Consider the following 24,512-nt stretch of genomic DNA (forward strand, 5'->3'; position numbering starts at 1 on the left):
ATTCCATCCATCTTGATCATGGTTATTGTCACCGCATTATACCCGCGTCCATACGGTCTACACTGCACCGGCTGTCCAGATTCCAGGCGAGTTGCCCCACATCAGGTGCTGGCCAGCACAATCTGGCGCTCGCGGAACAATTGCCAGGCACGCGCCAGAATGGCTGAAGACAGTTCACCACTGCCCTTTTCAGGGTCTGCAATCCAGAAGCCCAGTTCCAGCTGTACACCGTTGGCGGCGAACGCCTTGACGATCACGCCGGGTGCCGGATCCTGCAGAATGCGCTGCTGCCCCTGCGCCGCCTCCAGCAAGGTGGCACAGGCCAGCGGTAAATCCGAATCAAAGGTGATGATCGCCTGCAGGGCGATACGGGTGCGCCGATCCGAGTAAGAATGATTGGTCACCACCGAAGTAATCAGCGTGTCGTTCGGCACAATGGCTTCATTGCCTTCCGGATTGCGCAGCACCATATAGCGTGCCGTCAGCCGGGTCACTTCGCCGAAGCGGCCATCCACCGTCAGCAGGTCGCCCAGCCGGATAGAGTGATCCAGCAAGATGATGAAACCACTGACGTAATTGCTGGCAATCTTTTGCAGGCCGAAACCCAGCCCCACCCCCAGCGCCCCGCCAAACACGGAGAGCAGGGTCAAGTCGATACCGGCGACGCTGAGCGCAATCATCACGCCAGAGACCAGCAGCAACGCACGCCCCAGCTTGGACAACATCACCCTGTAGCTGCTGTTCAGTCCCTCGGCACGCAGCAGGCGACGCTCCAGCGCCCGTGACAGAGACAGCGTGATCAGCAGGGTCAGGGTCACCGTCAACAATCCATTCAGCACCATCAACAATGATACTGAATGCTTGCCTACCGATATGACCACACTGTCGAGCAGCAGCAGAAAATCTTCCCAGTCACCGGTCAAATGCAGGGTGACCACCAGCCAGATGACGATGGCCATACCCCGCTCGGACACCCGCAACCAGCGCGCCTGAGGAAATACACTGCGCAGCAGGTAAATGCCCAGCCGGATCAGCAGCCACGCCAGCACCAGTACATTGATCAGCCATAACAGCCAGACCGGCTGGTAATGCTGCAGGCTCCACTTCCCGAAGCTGATGAACACCACGGCCAGCAAGGGAAACAGCACCCGCTGCAAGCCACCTGCACCATATTGCCAGGTCGTCTCTTCTGCCTTGAGTACCGGCCGCCAGCGACGACTCAAGCCCCAAGCCAGCAACATGGCCACGGCCAGCACCAGCCACTCTTTCCACGAGGCCTGCCAGCTCAACAATTCGCGTAATGAAGCGTCCAGGTAACGTTGCTTCAGCATCACGTTCCAGTTCATGCACGTGTCCGATGCAAAATCATAGCGCGCACCCAGCCATTCGACCAGCGCAGCTTTGGCAAGTACATGGTTTCAAACATGAAAATGACATGTTGACTGCAAGGAAATTTGTTATCATCAGGCTTCTTTAATCATCTTCAACCGGATTTCACGCGACCATGAGCAAGAAAATCGTCCTCCCAGTAGCTATCGTAGCTGTACTGGGCGTCGGCTACACCGGCACATCCTGGTGGTTTGGCAAGCAGGCACAGACCCAGCACCAGCACTTTGTAGAACGGCTCAGCAAGGTCGCTCCTTATCTGAAGGTGACGGAACTGGAAAGTTCCAGTGGCATCTTCTCCTCCAGCCGAACCATCAAGTATACCGTGGCTGGCAGTGTCGGGTGTGATCTGGCCGAGAGCATGCAGCGCGTGGGCAAAGACATGGGCCCGCTGGAATTCACTGTCAAGGAAACCATCCACCATGGCCCGTTCACCTTCGGTGGTGGTCACACCGGGTTTGCCCGTGCGGTGGTGAACACCGAGCTGGTGCTGAGCGCAGACACCCGCAAGAAGCTGGAAGAAGTATTCGGCAAAGTACCGCCTGCCAGCCTGCGCACCGTGGTCAGCATGGGCGGTGACAGCGAACTGACCCTGGATGTGCCAGAACTGACCTCCAGCCTGAAGGATGGCTCCAAACTGCAATGGACCGGCCTGACCGCCTCGGTCAGCTACCCTGCCGATTACAGCAGCTACGTTACCAAGATGAGCAGCAATGGCCTGACCATCACGGGCGCATCGGGCGAGCAAGTGCAGATCGGCAAGATCAGCATGGACAGCAACAGCAAGACCGAATTTGATGTGCTGTCGGTTGGCGATGCCAGCTTCAACATCGACAGCATGTCGTTCAAGAATGCCGCGCTGCCCATGCTGAACACGGAAGTCTCCAAGATCAGCTACACCGCCACCAGCAAGAAGAATGGCGACTTCCTCGACATGTCGCTCAAGCTGGGCGTGGACAAAGTCAACACCATGGGCAAGAGCTATGGCCCGGCCCACTATGATGTCAGCCTGAACCACTTGCACGGCAGCACCTTGGGCAAGCTGGTACAGGAAGTCAACAGCATGTCCGGCCAGTGCAGCGACCAAGCGACCCGCCAGATGCAGCTGATGAGTGCGCTAGGCAAGCATGGTATTGCCCTGATGCAACAAACGCCGGAATTCATTCTGGACCGCATCAGTCTGAACATGCCGGAAGGTGAAGCCGTGATCAAGGCCAATGCCAAGATCAACAACTTTGCTGCCAGCGATGTCCAGCAACCTGCAGGTCTGCTGCAAAAGCTGGAGGCAGGTCTGGATATCAACTTCCCGGAAGCCATCGCCAAGATGCTGGCTGCGCAAATGATGGCCAAGGAAGGCATGGATCCAGCAACGGCAGAGGCCATGCTGACCCAGCAACTGGAAGGTGCTTTGGCCCAAGGCCTGCTGGCCCGTAATGGCAAGCAGCTGGTGACCAAGCTCAGCTGGAAGGCCGGCAAGCTGCAGATCAACGGCAAGGAATTCCCGCTGCCGATGTTGGGTGCCCTGATGGGCGGCGCCCCGGCCGCACCGGAAGGCGGCATGCCTGAAGGTGACATGCCGGAAGGTGAAGCCAGCGACGCCATGCCACAGTAAGCGGTAACCGTACAAACAACAACGGGACACAATGTGTCCCGTTGTTGTTTGTACCCCTGGCTATCTGATCAGAGACCGCTGGGGGAAGAAGACCTTAGCCTGGCACCCGCTCCAGCACTGCCGCAAAGAACCCGTCTGTCGCGTGCACATGCGGATACAGCTGCAAGTAATCCCCTTGCTGCGGCACTTGCGACAGCAGGCCGGACACTGGCACCACGCGGAAAGCCGGATGGCTTTGCAGGAAGCGGGCGATCTGTAGCTGGTTTTCGTCCGGCAAGATACTGCAGGTCGCGTACACCAGACGGCCACCGGGCTTGACCAGCCGGGCCGCGCTTTCCAGAATCGAAGCCTGGCGCTGCAGCAAGTCCTGCAGCGAGGCTTCACTTTGCCGCCACTTCAGGTCCGGGTTACGTCGTAGCGTGCCCAGGCCACTACAGGGCGCATCCACCAGCACCTTGTCGATCTTGCCCTGCAGACGCTTGATACGACTGTCGTTCTCATGCGCGATCAACTGCGGATGGACGTTGGACAGGCCAGAGCGTTTCAGCCGTGGCTTGAGGTTGTTGATGCGCTTTTCTGACACGTCAAAGGCATACACCCGGCCTTGTGACGCCATCAATGCCCCCAGCAGCAGCGTTTTGCCACCAGCTCCGGCGCAAAAATCCACCACCATGTCGTGGCGCTTCGGCGCCAGCAACAAGCCCAGCAGCTGGCTGCCTTCATCCTGTACTTCCACCCCGCCTTCGAGAAACAGCGGGTGGCGGTTGATGGCGGGTTTACCCGGCATGCGGATACCCAGCGGCGAATAAGGGGTCGGCTCGGCCTGCCAGCCCGCTTGTTGCAGCGCAGCCAGCGCCTGCTCACGCGTGCTTTTCAGCGTGTTGACACGCAAGTCCAGCGGCGCTGGCTCACGCAACCCCCGCCCCAAGGCCACAATGTCAGCTTCCGACATGTCCTTGAGGTGCGGCAACACCCAGTCTGGCAGTTCGGCACGCGCAATCAAAGGCTGCTCGGCGGGGGCTGCCGCCAGCAAGGCGGTCAACCATGCGGTATCGGCTTCCGACAGCATTGGAGCCAGCTCCCGCTGCGGCAGGCTGCGCACCAGACGCATATAGGCCAGCAGCAACTGACGCGGTGTCGCGTCCGGCGCACGCCATTCCAGCCACAGCCGATGGCGCAGCACCCCGAACACACTTTCTGCTATGAAGTTGCGATCCTGCGCGCCCAAAGCCGGATGATTACGGAAGTAATGGCTCAGCGACACATCTGCCGGATAGGTTAGCGGCAGAATGGCTTGCAAAGCCTGATGGGCCTGTTCAAATTGAAACGGGGTCATGGTGTGTTCTCATCAACGCAGCCGAAACCGCATCGGATTATTTGTTGTCCCGGCCGGTTTCCAGCATGGCACGGTATTGATATACCACTTGATCGCCGAATTTCAAACCCAGCAAGACCAAATCTACGGGCTGCCCTTCATCATTGGTACCGACAATCCGCACCGGATAATTAAAGTGGTCCAGATCGAGCCAGACATCAAAGCGCCTGCTGCCGCCCACCACCTGACCACGAACGTGGGCTGTACGGATTTTCCCTGCAGGCACTTCAATCACTTCTTCCCGGTCTGCCACAAAGCGAACCGGATAAACCTTGTTGCGGAATACCAGTTGAAGGTCAAATGATTGCCCTGGCTCCAGCTGAGCGGCCAATTGATACCCCCAGGTTAACAAATCCTGGGTATCACTCTCCAGCGCCACCTCTTTCGGGTCATCCGGTGAACCATAGTGAATGACTTTTTGCGCATAGTCGATGGCCGCCGCGTACTTTGGCTCGGTCTTTTCATCCCGATACTCGGCAAACTTGTCAGGCAAGATGCCATCCTTGCCGATCCGGCCACGGCTTTCCCAGCGGATGCTCTTGTTGAACAGGGAGCCCCCCATCACGATGCGGTAGCCCTCGCCGGTAATCTCCCAGCGCTGGGTCATTTCCGGCCCCTTCAACATCTGATACTTCGCTGTGCCCGCCCGTGGGAAACTGTCACCATAATTGGCCAGCTTGCCATTACTTGGCTTATCCGCAGGCTTGTCAGCCGGCTTGTCCGGCTTGCTACTCGGCTGCGAGGCCGAAGCTTCCGGTTTGATCTTGGGTACTTCCGTCGACGCACCACGCGCCAACGCGCCGATGGAAGCCGCGTGCTCATTCCCCAGCGATGCAGCTTGCTGGTCGCGCGCCGGGCGGTTATTACGATGGCTGGCGTGCTGTGTCCTGGCGATATCTGAGGCTGCCCGCTCTGAAGCGGCCGGTTCCGAGGCAGCCATCCCCTCCGCAGGGTCGGGCTTGATCGCCAGCTGTGCCGCCACTTTGACCGGATCACTCTGCAACAGCTTGGCCTTGTTGGCTTTGGTCAGCAGCTTGGTCTGCAGCACCTTGGTTTCCGGTGTGCTCCAGTCCGGCAAGGTGATGATGTTGGCTGCCAGCAGGACAACATGGATCAACAGGGAGAGGGTCAGTGGCAGCCACCACCGCTTGAATGCCGACATGGGTTTAACCTGCCACCCGCACCCGGCCATCGGCTTCCATCTGTAGCCGGTTTTCTACGAACAGGCGTACCGCCTCCGGGTAGAGGCGGTGCTCTTCAACCAGCACACGCGCCGCCAGGCTGGATTCGTCATCCTCCGCCAGCACCGGCACCGCCGCTTGCGACACAATCGGGCCGTGATCCAGCTCTGCGGTGACAAAATGCACCGTGCAACCGTGCAGCTTGACCCCCGCCTGCAAGGCTTGCTGATGGGTATGCAAGCCCTTGAAGGCAGGCAGCAGTGAAGGATGGATGTTTAGCATCCGCCCTTCATAATGGCGGGTAAAGCCTGCAGTGAGGATGCGCATGAAACCGGCCAGCACCACCAGATCCGGCTGATAGCGGTCAATCAGGCCCATCAGCGCCGTGTCGTAATCCTCGCGGCTGGCGAAATCGCGGTGCGACAGCACTGCGGTCTCGATGCCGTGTTCGCGCGCAAACGCCAGGCCTGCGGCATCCGGCTGATTGCTGATCACCGCCGCAATCCGGCACGGCAGCTGCGCCTTGACCAGCGCCTGCATATTGCTGCCGCGACCCGAAATCAGGATGACAATCTGCTTCATGACCCTCACACCACCAGCGTCTGCGCTTCGCCCACCAGCTGCGGGCGGATACGGCCAATGCGGTACACCGTCTCACCGGCCTCGGTCAGGATGCGGGTCGCCGCTTCGGCATCTTGCGCCGACAGCACCAGCACCATGCCGATACCACAGTTGAACACGCGGTACATCTCGCCCATCGCCACATTGCCCGCATCACGCAGCCACTCGAACAGCTTGGGCAGCTGCCAGCTGCCAGCCTGTAGTTCGGCGGTCAGCCCTTCCGGCAGCACGCGCGGAATATTGTCCAGCAAACCACCACCAGTAATGTGTGCCATACCCTTGACGGTGATGCTCTCCATCAATTTCAGCACGGGTTTCACGTAGATGCGGGTCGGCGCCATGATGGCAGCCGCCAGCGTGCGGCCATAGAAGTCTGCATTCAGATCAGCCTGGCTGTGCTCAATGATCTTGCGCACCAACGAGTAGCCATTGGAATGGGTGCCATTGGAGGCCAGGCCCAGCACCACATCGCCTTCGGCAATGGTCTTGCCGGTGATGATCTTCGACTTTTCCACCACACCCACGGCAAAACCCGCCAGATCGTATTCACCGGCCGGATACATGCCCGGCATTTCAGCGGTTTCACCCCCAATCAGCGCACAACCGGCCTGCTCACACCCCTGGGCGATGCCTTTGACCACATCGGTGGCTTGGGCCACGTCCAGCTTGCCGCAGGCAAAGTAGTCGAGAAAGAACAGCGGCTCGGCGCCCTGCACCAGAATGTCGTTGACACTCATGGCCACCAGGTCAATGCCCACCGTGTCATGGCGGCCCAGCTCAAACGCCAGGCGCAGCTTGGTACCCACCCCGTCGGTCCCGGACACCAGCACCGGTTCCTGGTACTTTTTGCTGATTTCCACCAGCGCGCCAAAGCCGCCAATGCCCGTCAACACTTCCGGGCGCATGGTGCGTTTGGCAAAAGGCTTGATGTTCTCAACCAGCTGGTCACCTGCGTCGATGTCCACGCCAGCGTCACGGTAGGTGAGGGAGGTGCTCAATTCGTACTCTCTTTCCGGGGGCAGTCAACGGTACGTTTTGCAACGCGCCGGGCCGGTGTGACTCACACGGGCCGATCAAACAAAAGATTCTTCTGGGCTTCACCCAAGCGCAGGCAACTGTGGAATAATCGTCAGTTCCTTCGCTTAAGCCAGTGATTTCGCTGCGGATTGTACCCGAAATGCGCGCTGCCCGCCCTCTTTTGCCATCATCGGTCTGGATCGGCCTTGCCGTTGTCAGCGGCCTGGCCCTGCTGTGGCTGCTGCGTTCGGTACTGACACCCTTTCTGGTCGCGGCCATCCTCGCCTACATCCTCTATCCCTGGGTCGAAGCGCTGACCCGCCGCAAGGTACCGCCCACTGCAGCCTCCCTGCTGGTGCTCAGCGTGGTCGGGATCATCTTCCTGGTTCTGCTGATGTTGATCATCCCGCTGTTTTACCGGCAATTTGCCGCGCTGATCGAGCGCATGCCAGCCTTGACGGCCTGGCTGGAAACCCAGGTGGCCCCCACCCTCTCTGCCTGGTTCGGCACGGAGATCACACTCGATGGCAGCCGCCTGCAGGCTTTGCTGTCCGGCAATCTGGGCAAGATCAATCAGCTGTTGCTGTCCCTGTTGCCGTCCTTGCGCAGCAGTACCCTGTCCGTGATGGGCACCCTGGCCAATCTGGCGCTGATCCCGCTGGTGATGTTCTACTTCTTGCGGGATTGGCCCCGTCTGACCCACAGTGCCGAGAACATGCTGCCGCGCCGCTTTGCCGCCCGTACTTCGGGTTTGGCCCGGGAAATCGACCGGGTGCTGGGCGAATTCCTGCGCGGCCAGCTCTCGGTCATGCTGGTCATGTCCATTTACTATAGTCTGGTCCTGAAGCTGGTGGGGCTGCAGTTTGCGTTTTCGGTCGGGATCATTACCGGCCTGCTCGTGTTCATCCCCTATGTCGGCATGGCCACCGGCCTGCTGCTGGCGACCATGGCGGGCATGCTGCAGTTCGACAGCATGGCACCCTTACTGATGGTGTGGCTGGTGTTTGCCATTGGTCAGGCACTGGAAGGCTTTGTAGTGACCCCCTGGCTGGTCGGCGATCGCATTGGCCTGCACCCGGTGGCCGTCTTGTTTGCCCTGATGGCGTTTGGCCAGCTGTTCGGCTTTACCGGGGTGCTGCTGGCCCTGCCATTGGCCGCCTGCCTGCTGGTCGCGCTACGCGAGGCCCGCACCCGCTACTTGAACAGCGCCTTCTATCAGCAGAACTGAATCTTGCAGCAACTGATCCTTGATCTGGCCCCACCGCCCGCCCCGCGTCTGGACAATTTCGTCGGTACCGGCAATCGCGAATTGCTGAGCGCCCTGTCCGCCTGGGCGACGCAGCGCGAGAGCGAGCCCTTTATTTACCTCTGGGGCGAGCCCGGCAGCGGCAAAACCCATTTGCTGCAGGCAGCGCTGGCAGATGCACGCGAAATGGGCCACATGGCCTTCCTGCTGCAAAATGACCTGTTGCTGGAAGTAGAAGCCGCGGCCATTCCAGGGGACGCCCATGTGGCCGTTGATGATGTCAACTGCCTGAACCCGGCGCAACAAATTGCGGTATTTGCCCTGTTCAATCGCCTCAAGGAAGGCGGGGGGGCCATGCTGTCTGCCGGGCCGCAGCCGCCGATACAGCTGGAGCTGCGCGATGACCTGACCACCCGGCTGGGCTGGGGGCTCACCTACCGTGTCAATGCCTTGAGTGACAGCGACAAGGCCACGGCGTTGCAACGGCATGCCCGCAACCGTGGCATCGTGCTGGCACCCGAGGTATGTGATTACCTGCTGCGCCACTATCGGCGCGACCTGCCTTCGCTAATGAACCTGCTGGACCTGCTGGACCGGGAGTCGCTGGCCTTGAAGCGCCCGATCACCCTGCCGCTGGTCCGTAACCTGCTGCTGGCCTCTGCGCCTTCCCAGCCCTGATGCAAGGATGTACTGCCATGAAACTGGTGATGTTCGATCTCGACAATACCCTGCTGGCCGGTGACAGCGATGTCAGCTGGACCCGCTTCCTGATCGACCAGGGTCTGGTGGACCGTGAGCAATACCACACCGCCAATGAGCGCTTCTATGCGGATTACTCGGCGGGCAAGCTCGACATGCAGGCCTATCTGGAATTCGCCCTGGCGCCGTTGACCCGCTTTTCGCTAGAGGAGTTGAACCGGCTGCACCAGCAGTTCATGCAAGGCTACATTGAGCCGATGATGACCCCGCGCGCGCGCGCCGAAGTCGCCCGCCACAAGGCTGAAGGCGCCATCGTGCTCATCATTACCGCCACCAATCGCTTTGTGACGGCCCCGATCGCGGAAGCCTTTGGGGTAGCACACCTGATTGCGACAGAAGCGGAACTGAAGGACGGCCGTTATACCGGCAAATCGTTTGGTACGCCCTGCTTCCAGGCGGGCAAGATCATCCGACTGGAGCAGTGGCTCGCGGAGCAAGGTAAGCAATGGCAGGATTTCAGCGAGACCTGGTTCTATAGCGACTCCCGCAACGACCTGCCCTTGCTGCAAAAGGTCAGCCACCCGGTGGTCGTCAACCCCGATCCGGTGCTGAAAGCCCACGCCGACAACGCCGGCTGGCCTACCCTGCTCTGGCATTAAGCCGCGAGGGGCAGCACGGCCCCTCCCAGCATCAAACCCAGCTGAAGCGGTAACTCTCGTAGTTGCTGCCACGCTCTTGCAGTGCCTGCAGCTTGAAGCGGCGTACTCCATCGGGCAGCTGCGCTTCCAGCACCCGCTCGACCTGAAACACACCAACCGGTACCATCACGGTCGCCAGCTGCAACAGCGAAGGCACATCCGGCAAGAACACCGCCGGTTGCGGCTGAATGGTCAGCGACTGTACGCCAGTAGCGGACACCACCGCAGCCGTGGGTTGCCCCGCCAGCAATTGCACCCCCAGCTCAACCTCATTGATGCCCGCCAGCTGCAGACGGCGGACAATCCCCAAGGTATCCGGCACCCGGGCACGCCGGATCATCACCAGCTGGTGTTGCAGCCACTGCTGCCCGGTCTGCTCAGCCTGCAGGCGCAGGCCACTGGCACTCTCATCCTGCAGTGACCAGCCTTCCAGTGCTGGCAAGTGCAGGGTGTGGTCGCCCCCTTCACGGAAGGTTTCACTGGCCCGCCGACCAAACAGCTGGAAATCCGCCATACCGCTGGCGCGAATTTCCTTGGTCTCTTTCGGCACTTCAAACAGACGCCCGCTCAGCTGTGCGTAGATGCGCGGCCAGTCACCACCGATTTCCACTTCTTCGGTGGCTTGGCGACGCGGAAACACGCGGTCGCCCTTCTCGCTCCACAGCCGGTAAAGCTGGCTGAGCAACTGCACCCCTCCGGCTGCAACCAGGTCATCCCCCAGATCCGCCACATCCCAGTCGCTGCCATCGCGCAGCATCTTGATGCGCTTGGCGAGGCTGGCCACGACCGGGTCACGGTCGATGTAGCGCGGCTGCGCCGCATCATGCAAGGGCAGGCTGCGTGCCGGCGAACCACCGGCCAAATCAACCTGTAGCGGTGGCAACCGCGCTTCCGGAGCCGCTGCCGTGACGTTCAGTTTGAGCGACCAGCGTGACAACAGGCCATCCACAAAGCGGAATTGCCGCACCGTCATCTGGCTGGGGTTGGACAACTCCACCATCAGCACATGGCAATAAGCCGCCATCGGCGTGGTATAGGGCAGCCCTTCCTGCAGCGTGTCCTTCAAGCGCTTGCCCGCCCAGCCGCGTGCTTCAATCTCTCGATAAATCTCGTGCAGGGTATGCCAACCCGAGGGTGGTACTTGCCGGTACGTGGCGTGAAACTCACTGAACCACCGCCCCAGGTTGTACAAAGCACGCTGACCGGCAAACGGGCCGTACTCCAGCGCTTCCAGGTCACCCTGCAAGGCCGCTTGCAGCACCAGCCGGTAGCCCGCCTGCATGGCGCGCCACAGCTCGCATACCAGCTCCCATTGCTGCAGGTGTTCCTCATGAAACGGCAAAGGCCGATTCAGGTATTTCTTGGCCAGCTCCTCCTGCACCATGGCTACCGGCTCGCGCAGCATTTCAAGGATTTTCAGCCGCTCGCGCGGCACCAGCTCGGAGTCATTCTGCTGGCGCAGCAAGGACAGCAGCTGCAGCTGGGCAGGCGCCACATTGATCAGGGAAATGCTGGAGAGCCACTGCTTGCAGGCCTTGGCATCTTGCACTGGACATTCGGGATTGGCCTGCGGCTGGGGCAGCAGGAACTGGGCGTGATAGTGATCCATCGTCTCAAGACCCCGGCTGGAGGATCCGTTGCAATGCGGCCTGCAGTCGGCCAGGCAACGACGGATCGTCCTGTTTTTCAGTCACGCGCACCGCACTGCCCCAGATCGGATTGGGGAAGTGCCGGTCACGGCGGAAACGGGGAATCACATGCCAGTGCACATGTGGTGTCATGTTGCCCAGGCTGGCCAGATTGACCTTGTCCGGTTGCAGCACGTCACGCAGCACTTGCTCGGTGGCAAACACCACCGTCATCAGCTGTTGGCGCTCTGGCAGTGGCAGATCGGTCATCTCGGGCAGATGGCGATTGAGTATCACCCGGCAAAAACCCAGATAATCCTCATCCTCCACCAGCACCACGCGACAACACTCGTCTTGCCACAACACCAGACCACCCATGGTCTGGCACAGCTCACAGCCTGCGTTAGTGCTCTGCGTGGCAGACATGCGACCCCCATTGGTAATGCCGGACTATAATTGAGTTATCATTCACCCGTCAAGACAATGGCATACCTGCCTGCCAATAACCGACAGAGGGTCGATCCTGACCGACAGGCTTACAGCAGGATGCGTTCAATTCCGCCTTGCCGGGCTTTCTCCACATACTGGGGCAGCCAGTCCTCACCCAGCAGATGACGTGCCATCTCCACCACAATATAGTCTGCCGTGGTGCCGGCGTCATCATTATAGCGGGACAGCCCTTGCAGACAGGAGGGGCAGGACGTCAGCACCTTGACGGCGACTTCGGCATCCCCTGCGCGCAACTGCGCCGCATCGCGTCGCATTTCCTCTTCCTTGCGGAAGCGGACCTGAGTGGCAATGTCCGGCCGGCTGACGGCAAAGGTACCGGATTCACCGCAACAGCGTGCATTCTGCACCACCGGCACCCCCATCAGCTCGTTGGCAACTTTCAGCGGCGCATGGGTCTTCATCGGGCTGTGGCAGGGGTCATGGTACATATACTGCACCCCGTTCACCCCCTCCAGACGCACCCCTTTTTCCAGCAGGTACTCGTGGATGTCCAACAAACGGCAGCCGGGGAAAATCTGCTCGAACTGATACTTTTGCAGCTGATCCATGCAGGTGCCACAGGACACGATCACCGTCTTGATGTCCAGGTAATTCAGGGTATTGGCCACCCGGTGGAACAGCACCCGGTTTTCGGTGGTAATGGCGTCGCCCTTGTCCTTGAAACCGGCCGAGGTCTGCGGATAGCCGCAGCACAGATAGCCGGGCGGTAACACCGTTTGCGCCCCCACATGGTAGAGCATGGCCTGTGTCGCCAGCCCCACCTGCGAGAACAGCCGCTCGGAGCCACAGCCGGGGAAGTAGAACACCGCTTCGCTATCCTCCGCCGCCCGCGCCGGGTTACGGATCACCGGCACGATGCTGGGGTCTTCAATATCCAGCAAGGCCCGCGAGGTTTTCTTCGGCAGCTTGCCCGGCATCGGTTTGTTGATGAAATGGATCACCTGCGCCTTGACCGTCGGCTTGCCGAGTGAGGCTGGCGGCGTGCTGGTCTGGGTTTTCAGCAAGCCAAAACGCTTGCCGAGCTGATGCCCCATGCGTTGCAGCCGGTAGCCCCAGCCGATCATGCTGCTACGGATCAGCTTGATGGTGGCTGGGTCCTTCACCGTGAGGAAGGTCATGGCCGCCGCCGTACCGGGGTTGAATTTCTTTTTACCCTCGGCGCGCAGGAAGTTGCGCATCGCCATGCTGACATTGCCAAAGTCGATCTTCACCGGGCAGGGATTCACGCACTTGTGGCACACCGTGCAGTGATCCGCCACGTCGGAGAGCTCGTCAAAGTGTCGCAACGACACCCCGCGCCGGGTCTGCTCTTCGTAGAGGAAGGCTTCGGTCAATAGCCCGGTAGCCAGAATCTTGTTGCGCGGCGAGTACAGCAGGTTGGCGCGCGGTACGTGGGTGGCACACACCGGCTTGCACTTGCCGCAACGCAGGCAGTCTTTCACCATGTCGGAAATGCCGCCGATCTCGCTCTGCTCCAGAATCAGCGACTCTGCCCCCAACAGGTTGAAGGAGGGCGTATAGGCATTGCGCAGGTCGGCACCGGGCAACAGCTTGCCCTTGTTGAAGTGGCCATGAGGGTCGATGCGCTGTTTGTAGTCGACAAAGGGCTGCAGCTCTTCCGCACGCAGGAATTCCAGCTTGGTGATGCCAATGCCGTGTTCGCCGGAAATCACCCCGCCGAGGTCGCGCGCCAGTGCCATGATACGTGCCACTGCCTGGTGCGCGGTCTGCAGCATGGCGTAGTTATCCGAGTTCACCGGGATATTGGTATGCACATTGCCATCACCGGCATGCATGTGCAGCGCCACGAACACCCGGCCGCGCAGCACCTGCTGGTGCAGGCGATCCACCGCCGCCATCACCGGCGCATCGGTACGCCCGGCAAACAGGCCTTGCAGATCCGCCAGCAGCTCCTGCTTCCAGCTGACACGCAGGATGGAATCGCGCAAGGCGTGGAACACGCTTTGTGGCATTTCATCCGCTTCGGGCTGCCGTTCCAGCGGCGCATCCGGCCAGCGCGCACGGTACAGCTCGAAAGCGACGTCCAGATGGTCCAGCTGCCACTGCCAGCGTTGGGCGACGGCCTCAATCTGCGCCAAGGCGGCATCACGGCGGTCACCAATCAGCTCTTCATGGCTGAGCTGGGCATCGCCCTCGTCCAGTGGCAGATTGCCGCTGTGGAAGAACTCTGCTAGCCTGGCCAGCAGCTCCAGCTTGTTGCGGATCGACAGCTCGATATTGATGCGCTCGATCCCGTCCGAATAGTCGCCCAGCCGGTGCAGCGGAATCACCACGTCTTCGTTGATCTTGAAGGCATTGGTATGGCGGGCAATGGCCGCAGTGCGGGCGCGGTCCAGCCAGAATTTCTTGCGGGTTTCCGCGCTCACTGCAATGAAACCCTCGCCGCCACGCGCGTTGGCCAGCCGCACCACCTGCGAGCAGGCTTCGCTGACCGCAATTTCATCGTCCGACACCAGATCCGCCAGCAACACCATCTTCGGGCGACCCCGGCTCTTGGCCTTGGTGGCATAGCCCACCGCCCGCACATAGCGCCAGTCCAGATGCTCCAGACCGGCCAACTGCACCAGCGGGTGCTGGTCCAGGTAATCCTTGATCTCGACAATGGCCGGGGTGGCGCGGCTCACCTCGCCAAAAAACTCCAGACAGACGGTGCGCACATGACTGGGCATGCGGTGCAGGATGAAGCGGGCGGCGGTAATCAGGCCATCGCAGCCTTCCTTCTGCACGCCGGGCAGCCCGGCGAGGAATTTGTCGGTGACATCCTTGCCGAGCCCGACTTTGCGGAAGGCCGCGCCCGGAATCGTCAGCACCTCTTCGGAGGCGACAGTACGGTCATCGTCTGCAAAGCGGATGACGCGAAAGCGCGCCAGCGCCGCATCATGAATCTTGCCGCGGTTATGGTCCAGCCGGGTCACTTCCATCCAGCGACCATTCACGTCCACCATGCGCCACCAGGCGAGGTTATCCAGCGCGGTACCCCACAGTACCGCCTTCTTGCCACCCGCGTTCATGGCGACGTTGCCGCCGATACAGGAGGCGTCGATCGAGGTCGGGTCCACCGCAAACACCAGCCCGCTGGCGTCTGCGGCGTCGGCCACCCGACGGGTCACCACCCCGGCACCGGCGCGGATGGTGGCCGTCGGGCTATCGTGGCCCGGCAGCACCAGCGGTTCGACCTGGCCCAGCACGTCCAGCTTTTCAGTGTTGATCACCGCGCTCAGCCGGGTCAGCGGCACGGCACCACCGGTGTAGCCGGTACCGCCGCCGCGCGGGATGATGGTCAATCCCAGCTCGATACAGGCGCGCACCAGCGGAGCCACTTCGTCTTCGCTATCCGGCGTCAGCACCACAAAGGGGTACTCCACCCGCCAGTCGGTGGCATCCGTGACATGGGATACCCGTGCCAGACCGTCAAAGCAGATGCTGTCGCGCCGGGTCAGCCCGGACAGGCGACGCAGGATGCGCTTGCGCAGCGCCTTGGTTTCCGCAAAGCCATCGGCAAAGCGCTTCACCGCCTCGCGCGCAGCCGCCAGCATCTGACCAACGCGTGCCTGCTGCTCGCCCTCGCCCTCACTTTTGCGCTTCTCGATCTCGTTCAACCGATGGTAGAGCGCTTCGATCAGGGCTTGCTGACGCTTGGGGTTGTCCAGCAGATCGTCTTGCAGATAGGGGTTACGCTCTACGACCCAGATATCCCCCAGTACCTCGAACAGCATGCGGGCCGAACGCCCGGTTTTGCGCTCCTGCCGCAGACCTTCCAGCATGTGCCACATCGGCTCGCCCAACAAGCGACTGACGATTTCATGGTCGGAAAACGAGGTGTAGTTGTAGGGGATTTCGCGCAAGCGTGCGGTCATGACGGCGTACCGGGGGCGGATTTAGAATATTAATAGTCGTATTTTGCAACTTAATATTAACTTTGCCTAGCCTTGACAAGCGTCAAAAGCTGCGCTGCAACAAAGAAAAATCACCCTGTATTTCATAGGGTTATAAGCTCATAACCCAATCCAGCAACCACAGCAGCACCGCATAGCGCGCAGCCTTGCCGCATAGCATCCATAGCGTGCAGGGCAGCCACGGTAGGCGCAGCCAGCCCGCTGCCAGGCACAGGCCATCCCCCACCAGCGGCACCCAGGAGAACAGCAGACTGGCTGGCCCCAGCCACTGCAACCGTTGCTGCCAGCGCCCCATGGCGGGTGGCGGCGCGCGACGCCCCAGCCACAGCGAGGTCATGCCACCCAGGGTATTGCCGAGGCTGGCCAGCAGCCAGGCGGTCCCCGCCCAGTCTGGCCAGTGCTTGACCAGCGCCAGCAACACCACTTCCGAGCTGCCCGGCAGCAGGGTGGCCGACAGGAAACTGCTGCCAAACAGGCCCGCCAACGCCCAGACCAAAGGACTCAGCCCATCCGCCACAACATCTCCTTACTATCGCAGCCCAAAAAAAACGGCGCACAAACGTGCGCCGTCTTCCCAGGTACGTGCCTTGGCTTACAGCTTGTCCGCATTGCTGGACAGGTAAGACGCCACGCCTTGCGGGTTGGCTTGCATGCCGGTGTCGCCCTTGTTCCAGCCTGCCGGGCACACTTCGCCGTGCTCGTCGGTAAACTGTACGGCGTCGACCAGACGCAGGATTTCATCCACGCTGCGGCCGATCGGCAGGTCGTTCACCAGTGCCACGCGCACGGTGCCGGTCTTGTCGATCACGAAGGTACCACGGTAGGCGACGGTGCCGTCCGGGGTTTCCACACCGTAGGCCTTGGCAATGCTGTGTGCCATATCAGCGGCCAGGGTGTACTTGACCGGGCCGATACCACCCTGGTTGATCGGGGTGTTGCGCCAGGCGTTGTGGGTGAAGTGGGAGTCGATGGACACGCCGACCACTTCCACGCCACGGGCCTTGAACTGTTCCATGCGGTGATCGAAGGCGATCAGCTCGGACGGGCAGACGAAGGTGAAATCCAGCGGGTAGAAGAACAGCACAGCGTACTTGCCGGCGATGGTTTGCGAGAAGCTGAAGTTCTCAACGATCTCGCCATTGCCCAGTACGGCGGGAACGGTAAAGTCTGGGGCCTTGTGGCCAACGAGTGTGCTCATGGTGTTCTCCAATCAGTCAACTAGCAGAAAGGCGGTGGCAGCCCAGCGGACAAGCCGCAATCAGACTACCGCCGTCGTGTGACAGTTCGCATCATGCCCCGCAAGCGGGGAGTGCCGATGTGGCGACAAGGATAACCAGCTACGCCGCTTTGCTCAATCGGGAATGGCTATCAGTGCGATAGCCCTGCCCTATCAGTCAGGGGCGTTCACTGCCCACCCAGGCGCGCGGCCTCCACCCGGCGCTGCACATGCGCCAGAAAACGGGCCAGCTCATTGAGCGCACGCTCGTAGACATCCCGTTTGAACTCGATGACACTGTCCACCGGGTCCCAGTAGTCACTCCAGCGCCAGGCATCAAACTCAGGATGTGTGCTGGCGCGCAAGGACACGTCGCAATCGCGCCCGGTCAGCCGCAACAGGAACCAGATCTGCTTCTGTCCCTTGTAGCTGCCGCGCCATTCACGGCGCACCCAGTGGGTCGGCACCTCATAGCGCAGCCAGTCACGCGTGCGCCCAAGGATCTGTACATGACAGGCCTTGAGCCCGACCTCTTCTTCCAGCTCGCGGTACATCGCCTGCTCGGGGGTCTCCCCGTGCTTGATGCCACCTTGCGGGAACTGCCAGGAATGTTCCCGGATCCGTTTGCCCCAAAAGACCTGATTTTTGTGATTACACAGAATAATGCCGACATTGGGGCGATAACCGTCGCGATCAAGCATCGTTATCACCTGCAAGAAACTATTGAACTGGCTTCATTTTTTCACATTTCAGGCAGATTGAACAGGTCAGCACCGGGTTCAGATCAGCAGGGCGCGCTCCGTATGCAGATTTTCATGACGCAAACGGGCCGTCATGTCCTGCATTGGCAAGCCAAAGCTGTCCTCCAGCGTTTCTGCCAGCTCATACAGCGCCTTCCAGCCAGGGTCATTCTGACCACGGCGGAAAGCCAGCACGATGGTATTGCCATGCTTGAAGTCCGGCAGCAGCAGGATGCGGCGGTCGAAAATCACATTGATGCGCTCCACCAGCATCTGGAACTGCGGCGAGGCACGCCACAGGTTGACCACCATGATGCCGTTGGCAGTCAGCGCACGATATGCCGCCTGATAGAACGCTTCGCTGCACAGGTTTTCCGCCAGTTGATGGCTGCCGAAGCCATCCACCATGATCACGTCGCTGTGGTTCTCCAGCCCGGCAACAAAAGCGCCGCCATCGCCCACATGCACCGGCAGGCGCTCGGCATCCAGCGGCAGCATGAACTGGCTGTGCGCCACCGCTACCACTTCCGGGTGCAGCTCGACATTCTCGATCACCGTATCCGGCAGGTGCTTGTACATGAACTTGGGCAGCGAAGCGCCGCCCAGCCCGAGTACCGTCACCCGCTTGGGGCGATCGTTGAACAGCAGGAAAGACATCATGCAGTGGGTGTACGGCAGCTCCAGCGCAAACGGGTCACTCAGCCGCATGGCGCTCTGCACGGTTTCCGAGCCCAGATGCAGGTAGCGGACACCGCCTTTTTCGCTGACATTGATGGCCACTTCGTCCTGGCCACCCCGCTGCCGACGCTTGAACCAGCTCATGCGCCCCCCTGCCACTCGGCACGGCTGGTGCGAATCTCGACGCCAACCGCTTCCACATCCGAGTAGGCCTCGAGCTTGGCGCTGGACACACAGACCGCGCGCACCTCTGGCCGGGTAAAGCACAGGTCGACAATGCTTTCCACCAGGGATTCCTGCAGGTTGAAGTGGCGGCTCTTCACCAGTGCCACCACGCCGTCGCGCAGGTAGTCATAATCCAGCGAGTACTGCACGTCATCTGCGGGCAAGCGCTGGTCGTCCAGCTCCACCTCCAGATTGATATGCACGGTCTGCCGCCGCAGCCGCTCGTGCTGGTAAAAACCGATGGATGCCATCAGCCGCAGGTTGCGAAAGAACAGTTTGCGCACAGTTGCCCCGTTACTTGTACAAGAATAAATGGACCACCAGCTGGGTGGTCAGATGAATACGCTGCGGCCACCATCCACGTTCAGAACATGACCCGTCACATACGGTGCGTCCAGCAACAGGAAGGCCACCGCCCCGGCCAGATCAGCAGGCTGCCCCGAACGCCGCAAGAAGGTGTGAGCCAGAATCTGCTCACGCGCCTGCTCATCAAAGCCGTCATGGTGCTCCGGCCACAGGTTGACGCCCGGTGCCACCGCGTTAACCCGCACCGCAGGGGCCAGCTCGCCGGCCAGCCCCTTGGTCAGGGCCACCAGCCCGGCCTTGGCCAGCGAGTAAATCAAGTGCCCCGGCATCGGCCGTTCGGCGTGAATATCGACAATATTGACGATGGCACCGCCCAGCCGGATCAACCACGGCGCAGCGGCCTGCGACAAAAACAGCGGTGCCTTCAGATTGGCCCCCACCAGCTCGTGCCAGGCGGCTTCATCACACTGCCCCAGCGGCGTGGCATAAAAGCTCGACGCATTGTTGACCAGCATATCCAGCCGGCCAAAGCGGGCCACCACCCGCTCGACCAGTGCCGGTAATTGGGCGACTTCCAGCAAGTCTGCCGCAAAGCAGGCGCAGGAGTCTGGCCGGTGTGCATTGAGCTGTGCAGCCAGCTGCTCCGCTTCCTGCTGCGATCCGCGATAGTGAATCGCCACATTGAGACCGCGCTGGTGCAAGGTACGGGCGATCTCAGCACCCACCCGACGCGCCGCGCCGGTGACCAGCGCCACCCGTGGGGAGGTGTGAGACTCAGCCAACACTGCCTCCTCCATCTACCGGCAACAGGTGGCCGGTCACAAAATCAGCCTGCAACAGATAGTGCATGGCCTGCACCAGATCCGCTTCGCGCAGCGGGCGTTTCATCGCCACCTTCTGCACCATGCGCTTGTGCGCCAGCTCGTTCAGCTCCCCCTCCCGCAATTGCGCAGCAGGGTACTGGATGGCATTCAACCGCACATCGGGTGCCAGCTCAGCCGCCAAGGCCCGCAAGGTGGCGGGCAAGGCCGCCTGCACGGCGCCGTCCAGCCAGTGGCTGCGGCTCACTGCCTGATCCAGCCACCACAGCACCACCCCCTGTTGCTCACGCAGCAGGGGAACCGCCGCCTGGGTCAGCGCCAGCAAGGGCCCCAGCCGCTGCGCCAGCTCCAGCTCCACCGCTTCCGGCAGCGGCAGGCCGGGCCGTTGTGGCGGCTGCAGCAACAGCACATCCAGCCGCCCCCACAATTGCTGCACTTCGCGCAGCAGCGCCTGGGCAGTGGCCTCGGAATGCACATCGGCCTGCACCCGGCAGACCCGGCTGGCGGGGGCCGCTGCCAAGGCAGGCGGCAGCGGCAAGGGACTGTGCCACACCAGGCGATAGCCTGCCTGCAGCAGGGCCTCGGCCAGCGCAGGCCACGGCGACGCAGCGCCGGACAGCAGCGCCACCGGCATCGTCTCGTCTGGAGTCGCAGAGCGTGTAGGGTTCATCATGGCGATTGTAGCAGTCCGCCCTCAAAAACCGTAGCCACTTGCCCGGCATGGTAAGCTAGCGGCTTTGTATACTCTGCTGTTGTATCGTGCATATTTCTGGACACACCCCCTCCCTGCCGGAGCCGTCGGCGGACGCGCTGGCGCTGTCGCAACGTCTGCTGGCCCATATCCGTGACGCCATTGCGGCGGCGGGCGGCTGGCTGCCTTTTGTCGAGTATGAAGCGCTGGCGCTGTACGCGCCGGGCATGGGCTACTACAGCAACGGCAGCGTGAAGCTGGGGCAGGCGGGTGACTTCACCACCGCACCGGAGCTGTCTACCCTGTTCGGACAGACCCTGGCACGGCAAGTGGCTGAGATCCTGCCGCATACCGGCCGCCAGATCATTGAGTGCGGCCCCGGCTCCGGCAAGCTGGCGCTGGACCTTCTGCGGGAGCTGGAGCGGCTGGACTGCCTGCCGGAGAGCTATGCACTGTTGGAAGTGAGTGGCGACCTGCGCGAACGCCAGCAGCAGCGCTTTGCAGAACAAGCCCCGCAGCTGCTGCCGCGCCTGCGCTGGCTGGACCAGTTGCCGGAGCAGATCGACGGTGTAGTGCTGGGCAATGAGGTGCTGGACGCCATCCCCACCCATTTGCTGCGCTGGGGGGAAGACGGCGTACATCAACTGGGCGTCGTCTGGCAGGACGACGCCTTGCAGCTGGCTGCTCGCCCGCTGACCGACGCTGACTTGCTGGCCCAGGCGGAAGCGCTGCCGGTTGACGCCCCTTACCAGAGCGAAGTGCAGTGGCAGGCCGCGGGCTTTGTCCGCACGCTGGCGGAGCGGCTGCAGCGCGGCGTGATCGTGCTGATCGACTACGGCTTCCCGCAGCGCGAGTACTACCACCCGCAGCGCGTCAGCGGCACCCTGATGTGCCATTACCGCCACCATGCCCACCCGGACCCGCTATGGCTGCCCGGCCTGCAGGACATCACCACCCACGTTGATTTCACGGCGATGGCGCTGGCAGGTGTCGAGCAAGGGCTGGAACTGGCCGGCTATACCAGCCAGGCATTGTTTCTCGCCAATGCGGGCATCACCGAATTGCTGCAGGAAGCGGACCAGTCCGATCTGCCGCGCTGGCTGCCGCTGGCCAATCAGGCGCAGCGACTAATGAGCCCGGCGGAGATGGGCGAGCTGTTCAAAGTACTGGCGCTCAGCCGCCACTACCCGCATCCGCTGCGGGGCTTTGCCATGGGCGACCGCAGCCATACACTGTAGCCCCCGCGCGGACGACTGCTGGTGTTGTTTAACCCTGACCTTGAGGATCTGCCATGACGACGCTACCACCGGATAACCTGCCCAGCTACCGCTTGCTGACCGGGCCAGACGACGCGCAATTCTGCCATCGGGTCAGCGAGGCCCTGGCCTTGGGTTACGTGCTGTACGGCTCGCCCGCCGTCACCTTCAATGGTGAGCGGGTGATTGCCGCCCAGGCGGTCATCTGGCCGCATAGCGTGGCAGCACCCCATGCTTGAAACGACCGGCGTGCTGGTGATGGGTCAGGTAACCGTGCACGATGAGGCACTCTGGGCAAGCTACCGGCAGCAGGTACCCGCCACGCTAGCCCCGTGGCAAGGCCGGGTGCTTGCACGAGGTACCTTGGGGCCGGCGCTGTGCGGGCAACCACAAGGTGAGCAGGGGGTCATCCTGCATTTCCCCAGTCAGGCACATGCCGAAGGCTGGTACGGCTCACCGGCTTATCAGGCTTTACTGCCCTTGCGACAGGCCGCCGCTGACATGAGCTTGATGCTGATGCACAGCAACACTTGACAGTCCCCATATTCCTGTGGATAATGCGCGACTCTCGTGTGGCGAATTAGCTCAGTCGGTTAGAGCAACGGAATCATAATCCGCAGGTCCCCCGTTCGAGTCGGGGATTCGCCACCAGCCATTCCAAAAATGGCCCGCAAGTATGCGGGCCATTTTTCATTTGTACTGCCCTAATCCGGCCATGGGTCCTTTCGCCCTGGGCCTCTTCAGAGAAAACACCTTGTTGCCGCATGCTGTAACAAGGCTGCGCTTACATCCCGCCCCTGCTTCGTGCTATGTTGATGCGCTTGAGTGCTCATCCTTCACGCCGCCATGTCCACCACCCCTTTGCCCGTTGGTAGCCCCTTGTGGCTGCAGATTGCCACCACCCTCAGCCAGGAAATCCTCGAGCGTCAGCTGACAGGCCGCCTGCCCAATGAGCAGACACTGGCCAGCCGGTTCACGGTCAACCGGCATACGGTACGTCAGGCCATCCAGCATCTGCAGGCGCGAGGTCTGGTGCGGATCGAACGTGGGCGAGGCACCTTTGTGCAGGAAGACATGATTGCCTACCGGCTGGGCCGCAACAGCCGCTTTTCGCACAGCCTGGATGTACAGCATCTGGTGGGCTCGGTAGCGATCCAGTCTCATCAGCGCGAACCGGCCAGTGATGCCGTTTGTGGCTTGCTGCGCCTGGACGCAGGCAGCGAGGTATTGCGGGTGGAGTCACACGATCTTGCCAGTGGCGAAGTAGTCAGCGTCTGCACCCAGTATTTCCCCCTGCCGCGCTTTATGGACTTCATGGCGGTTTACCGCAACAGCAGCAGCACCAGCGCGGCTTTCCAGCAGCTGGGCATTACCCGTTTCAACCGGGTACTCAGCCGGGTCAGCGCCCGCATGCCGCGACTGGAGGTGGCGCAAGCGCTGCAGATGGGCCGCCAGCAACCGGTGCTGTATGTTGAGAGCGTTTACGCCGATGAAGCCGGCCAGCCCATCGAGTATGGCATCACCCGGTTTCCGGGTGACCGGGTACAGATCGAGGTCACACCGGACAGCCTGTAATTTTTTTCAATAAAGACATCTAGACATCCAGATGTAAACAAGGTGTCATATTGCCTCGGTACAGTGGCGCCGTTCTCACTCACCACCGGAAGGCAACATCATGCGTACCACCCCTACCCTGCTGGCCGCCATTCTGGCGCTGACCGGCCTGACTGCCGCTGCGGAAACCACGCTCACTGTCTACACCGCACTGGAAGCTGACCAGCTGAAGGCCTATCAGCAGAAGTTCGAGCAGGAAAACCCGGACATCAAGCTGCGCTGGGTGCGCGACTCCACCGGCATCATCACCGCCAAGCTGCTGGCCGAAAAAGCCAGCCCGCAGGCCGATGTGGTGATGGGTGTGGCGGCTTCGTCGCTGCTGGTGCTGGAAAAGGAAGGCATGCTGCAGGGCTATGCGCCGAAGAATCTGGCCAAGATCAGCAAGAGCTATGTGGATGATGGCAACACCCCGAGCTGGGTGGGCATGGATGTATGGGGCGCCACCATCTGCTTCAACACCGTCGAGGCTGCCAAGCTGGGCCTGAAAAAGCCGGAGAGCTGGAAGGACCTGCTGAAGCCAGAGTACAAGGGCAAGATCGTGATGCCGAACCCGGCCTCCTCCGGCACCGGTTATTTTGACGTCACCGCCTGGCTGACGATTTTTGGTGAAAAAGACGGCTGGGCTTACATGGACCAGCTGCACCAGAACATCGCCCAGTACACCCACTCCGGCTCCAAGCCTTGCAAGCAGGCAGCAGCCGGTGAATTCCCGATCGGCATCTCGTTTGAATACCGTGCCGCCAAACTGAAAGAAGGTGGCGCACCGCTGGACCTGGTGTTCCCGAAGGAAGGTCTGGGCTGGGACGTGGAAGCCACTGCCATCATGAAGGGCACCAGCAAGCTGGACGCCGCCCGCAAGCTGGCCGACTGGTCCGCCTCGGTATCGGCCAACGAGCTGTATGAAAAGAACTTCGCCATCGTCGCCATCCCCGGCATTGCCAAGCCGAATGCCTTTATCCCGGCGGATTACGAAAAACGTCTGGTAAAGCAAGACCTGCGCTGGTCGGCCAACAACCGTGACCGCATTCTGGCCGAGTGGATCAAGCGCTACGACGCCAAGTCAGAACCCAAGTAA

At 61.3% G+C, this 24,512-nt stretch carries 24 protein-coding genes and 1 tRNA gene; 10 read left to right on the forward strand and 15 right to left on the reverse strand.

Translation table 11 applies throughout. The features are described 5' to 3' along the window. Positions 1 to 101: 101 nt before the first annotated feature. A complete protein-coding gene (locus ACE3O2_RS04470) occupies positions 102 to 1,346 on the reverse strand; it encodes a mechanosensitive ion channel family protein (RefSeq protein ID WP_374335092.1) in 1,245 nt (414 codons plus the stop codon). A gap of 158 nt (positions 1,347 to 1,504) precedes the next feature. Here ACE3O2_RS04470 and ACE3O2_RS04475 point away from each other — a divergent pair, with 158 nt between their 5' ends. Continuing rightward, positions 1,505 to 2,998, forward strand: coding sequence for a YdgA family protein (locus tag ACE3O2_RS04475; protein ID WP_374335094.1), 1,494 nt, complete (start codon positions 1,505 to 1,507; stop codon positions 2,996 to 2,998). A 94-nt stretch (positions 2,999 to 3,092) separates the two neighbouring features. Here ACE3O2_RS04475 and ACE3O2_RS04480 read toward each other — a convergent pair whose 3' ends face one another. Genes ACE3O2_RS04480 through purM form a run of 4 tightly spaced genes read right to left on the reverse strand, consistent with a single transcriptional unit; the run spans position 3,093 to position 7,173 of the window. Beyond that, positions 3,093 to 4,334 carry an RsmB/NOP family class I SAM-dependent RNA methyltransferase gene (locus ACE3O2_RS04480; RefSeq protein ID WP_374335096.1) on the reverse strand — a complete coding sequence of 414 codons (1,242 nt, stop codon included), beginning with the start codon at positions 4,332 to 4,334 and terminating at the stop codon, positions 3,093 to 3,095. A 37-nt stretch (positions 4,335 to 4,371) separates the two neighbouring features. Continuing rightward, positions 4,372 to 5,535: a DUF3108 domain-containing protein gene (locus ACE3O2_RS04485; RefSeq protein ID WP_374335098.1), complete on the reverse strand. Its 1,164-nt coding sequence runs from the start codon at positions 5,533 to 5,535 to the stop codon at positions 4,372 to 4,374. 4 nt (positions 5,536 to 5,539) lie between these two features. Next, entirely contained in the window at positions 5,540 to 6,136 is a 597-nt protein-coding gene (purN, locus tag ACE3O2_RS04490) for a phosphoribosylglycinamide formyltransferase (RefSeq protein ID WP_374335100.1), read from the reverse strand. 5 nt (positions 6,137 to 6,141) lie between these two features. After that, positions 6,142 to 7,173 (reverse strand): phosphoribosylformylglycinamidine cyclo-ligase, encoded by a 1,032-nt coding sequence (purM, locus tag ACE3O2_RS04495; RefSeq protein ID WP_168876641.1) that lies wholly within the window; start codon positions 7,171 to 7,173, stop codon positions 6,142 to 6,144. A gap of 179 nt (positions 7,174 to 7,352) precedes the next feature. Between purM and ACE3O2_RS04500 the strand changes: the two genes are divergently transcribed. Genes ACE3O2_RS04500 through ACE3O2_RS04510 form a run of 3 tightly spaced genes read left to right on the forward strand, consistent with a single transcriptional unit; the run spans position 7,353 to position 9,796 of the window. Beyond that, entirely contained in the window at positions 7,353 to 8,420 is a 1,068-nt protein-coding gene (locus ACE3O2_RS04500; RefSeq protein WP_205881937.1) for an AI-2E family transporter, read from the forward strand. A 3-nt stretch (positions 8,421 to 8,423) separates the two neighbouring features. Then, complete coding sequence (hda, locus tag ACE3O2_RS04505) at positions 8,424 to 9,116, forward strand: DnaA regulatory inactivator Hda (RefSeq protein WP_374335102.1); 693 nt, start codon at positions 8,424 to 8,426, stop codon at positions 9,114 to 9,116. A 17-nt stretch (positions 9,117 to 9,133) separates the two neighbouring features. Then, on the forward strand, positions 9,134 to 9,796 hold the full coding sequence (locus ACE3O2_RS04510; protein WP_168876643.1) for an HAD family phosphatase: 663 nt from the start codon (positions 9,134 to 9,136) through the stop codon (positions 9,794 to 9,796). A gap of 31 nt (positions 9,797 to 9,827) precedes the next feature. Here the strand turns inward: ACE3O2_RS04510 and ACE3O2_RS04515 are convergent, their stop codons facing one another. From ACE3O2_RS04515 to ACE3O2_RS04560, 10 genes are all read right to left on the reverse strand, one after another. Then, a complete protein-coding gene (locus tag ACE3O2_RS04515) occupies positions 9,828 to 11,444 on the reverse strand; it encodes a hypothetical protein (protein ID WP_374335105.1) in 1,617 nt (538 codons plus the stop codon). A gap of 4 nt (positions 11,445 to 11,448) precedes the next feature. Further along, entirely contained in the window at positions 11,449 to 11,889 is a 441-nt protein-coding gene (locus tag ACE3O2_RS04520) for an HIT family protein (protein ID WP_374335107.1), read from the reverse strand. A 110-nt stretch (positions 11,890 to 11,999) separates the two neighbouring features. Continuing rightward, a complete protein-coding gene (locus ACE3O2_RS04525; RefSeq protein WP_374335109.1) occupies positions 12,000 to 15,851 on the reverse strand; it encodes a DUF3683 domain-containing protein in 3,852 nt (1,283 codons plus the stop codon). Positions 15,852 to 15,981: 130 nt separating this feature from the next. Continuing rightward, on the reverse strand, positions 15,982 to 16,407 hold the full coding sequence (locus ACE3O2_RS04530; protein ID WP_374335111.1) for a YqaA family protein: 426 nt from the start codon (positions 16,405 to 16,407) through the stop codon (positions 15,982 to 15,984). A 75-nt stretch (positions 16,408 to 16,482) separates the two neighbouring features. Continuing rightward, complete coding sequence (locus tag ACE3O2_RS04535; protein WP_374335113.1) at positions 16,483 to 17,088, reverse strand: peroxiredoxin; 606 nt, start codon at positions 17,086 to 17,088, stop codon at positions 16,483 to 16,485. 206 nt (positions 17,089 to 17,294) lie between these two features. Continuing rightward, the gene (locus ACE3O2_RS04540) at positions 17,295 to 17,807 is read right to left on the reverse strand and encodes an RNA pyrophosphohydrolase (protein ID WP_168876648.1); all 513 of its coding nucleotides are present in this window, start codon (positions 17,805 to 17,807) and stop codon (positions 17,295 to 17,297) included. Between the two features lie 78 nt (positions 17,808 to 17,885). Then, positions 17,886 to 18,668, reverse strand: coding sequence for a hypothetical protein (locus tag ACE3O2_RS04545; RefSeq protein WP_374335116.1), 783 nt, complete (start codon positions 18,666 to 18,668; stop codon positions 17,886 to 17,888). Next, a complete protein-coding gene (locus ACE3O2_RS04550; RefSeq protein WP_374335118.1) occupies positions 18,665 to 19,033 on the reverse strand; it encodes a dihydroneopterin aldolase in 369 nt (122 codons plus the stop codon). The genes ACE3O2_RS04545 and ACE3O2_RS04550 overlap by 4 nt, the downstream gene beginning before the upstream one ends. Positions 19,034 to 19,081: 48 nt before the next feature. Then, positions 19,082 to 19,840, reverse strand: coding sequence for a pteridine reductase (locus ACE3O2_RS04555; RefSeq protein WP_374335120.1), 759 nt, complete (start codon positions 19,838 to 19,840; stop codon positions 19,082 to 19,084). Continuing rightward, positions 19,830 to 20,549: an SDR family oxidoreductase gene (locus ACE3O2_RS04560; protein ID WP_374335122.1), complete on the reverse strand. Its 720-nt coding sequence runs from the start codon at positions 20,547 to 20,549 to the stop codon at positions 19,830 to 19,832. The genes ACE3O2_RS04555 and ACE3O2_RS04560 overlap by 11 nt, the downstream gene beginning before the upstream one ends. A gap of 86 nt (positions 20,550 to 20,635) precedes the next feature. Here ACE3O2_RS04560 and ACE3O2_RS04565 point away from each other — a divergent pair, with 86 nt between their 5' ends. The 6 genes from ACE3O2_RS04565 to ACE3O2_RS04590 all read left to right on the forward strand — a co-directional run bounded on the left by ACE3O2_RS04565 (position 20,636) and on the right by ACE3O2_RS04590 (position 24,512). Continuing rightward, positions 20,636 to 21,805, forward strand: a complete 1,170-nt coding sequence (locus ACE3O2_RS04565) for a class I SAM-dependent methyltransferase (RefSeq protein WP_374335124.1) — start codon at positions 20,636 to 20,638, stop codon at positions 21,803 to 21,805. Between the two features lie 53 nt (positions 21,806 to 21,858). Then, complete coding sequence (locus tag ACE3O2_RS04570) at positions 21,859 to 22,062, forward strand: DUF1737 domain-containing protein (protein WP_374335126.1); 204 nt, start codon at positions 21,859 to 21,861, stop codon at positions 22,060 to 22,062. After that, positions 22,055 to 22,357, forward strand: coding sequence for a DUF1330 domain-containing protein (locus ACE3O2_RS04575; RefSeq protein ID WP_374335128.1), 303 nt, complete (start codon positions 22,055 to 22,057; stop codon positions 22,355 to 22,357). The genes ACE3O2_RS04570 and ACE3O2_RS04575 overlap by 8 nt, the downstream gene beginning before the upstream one ends. 40 nt (positions 22,358 to 22,397) lie before the next feature. Beyond that, positions 22,398 to 22,474: transfer RNA gene (locus ACE3O2_RS04580), tRNA-Met, on the forward strand. A gap of 195 nt (positions 22,475 to 22,669) precedes the next feature. Continuing rightward, the gene (phnF, locus tag ACE3O2_RS04585) at positions 22,670 to 23,398 is read left to right on the forward strand and encodes a phosphonate metabolism transcriptional regulator PhnF (protein WP_374335130.1); all 729 of its coding nucleotides are present in this window, start codon (positions 22,670 to 22,672) and stop codon (positions 23,396 to 23,398) included. Between the two features lie 100 nt (positions 23,399 to 23,498). Beyond that, positions 23,499 to 24,512, forward strand: a complete 1,014-nt coding sequence (locus ACE3O2_RS04590) for a putative 2-aminoethylphosphonate ABC transporter substrate-binding protein (RefSeq protein WP_374335132.1) — start codon at positions 23,499 to 23,501, stop codon at positions 24,510 to 24,512.

Source organism: Leeia sp. (assembly GCF_041909055.1).
In the GTDB taxonomy this organism is placed as follows: domain Bacteria; phylum Pseudomonadota; class Gammaproteobacteria; order Burkholderiales; family Leeiaceae; genus Leeia; species Leeia aquatica.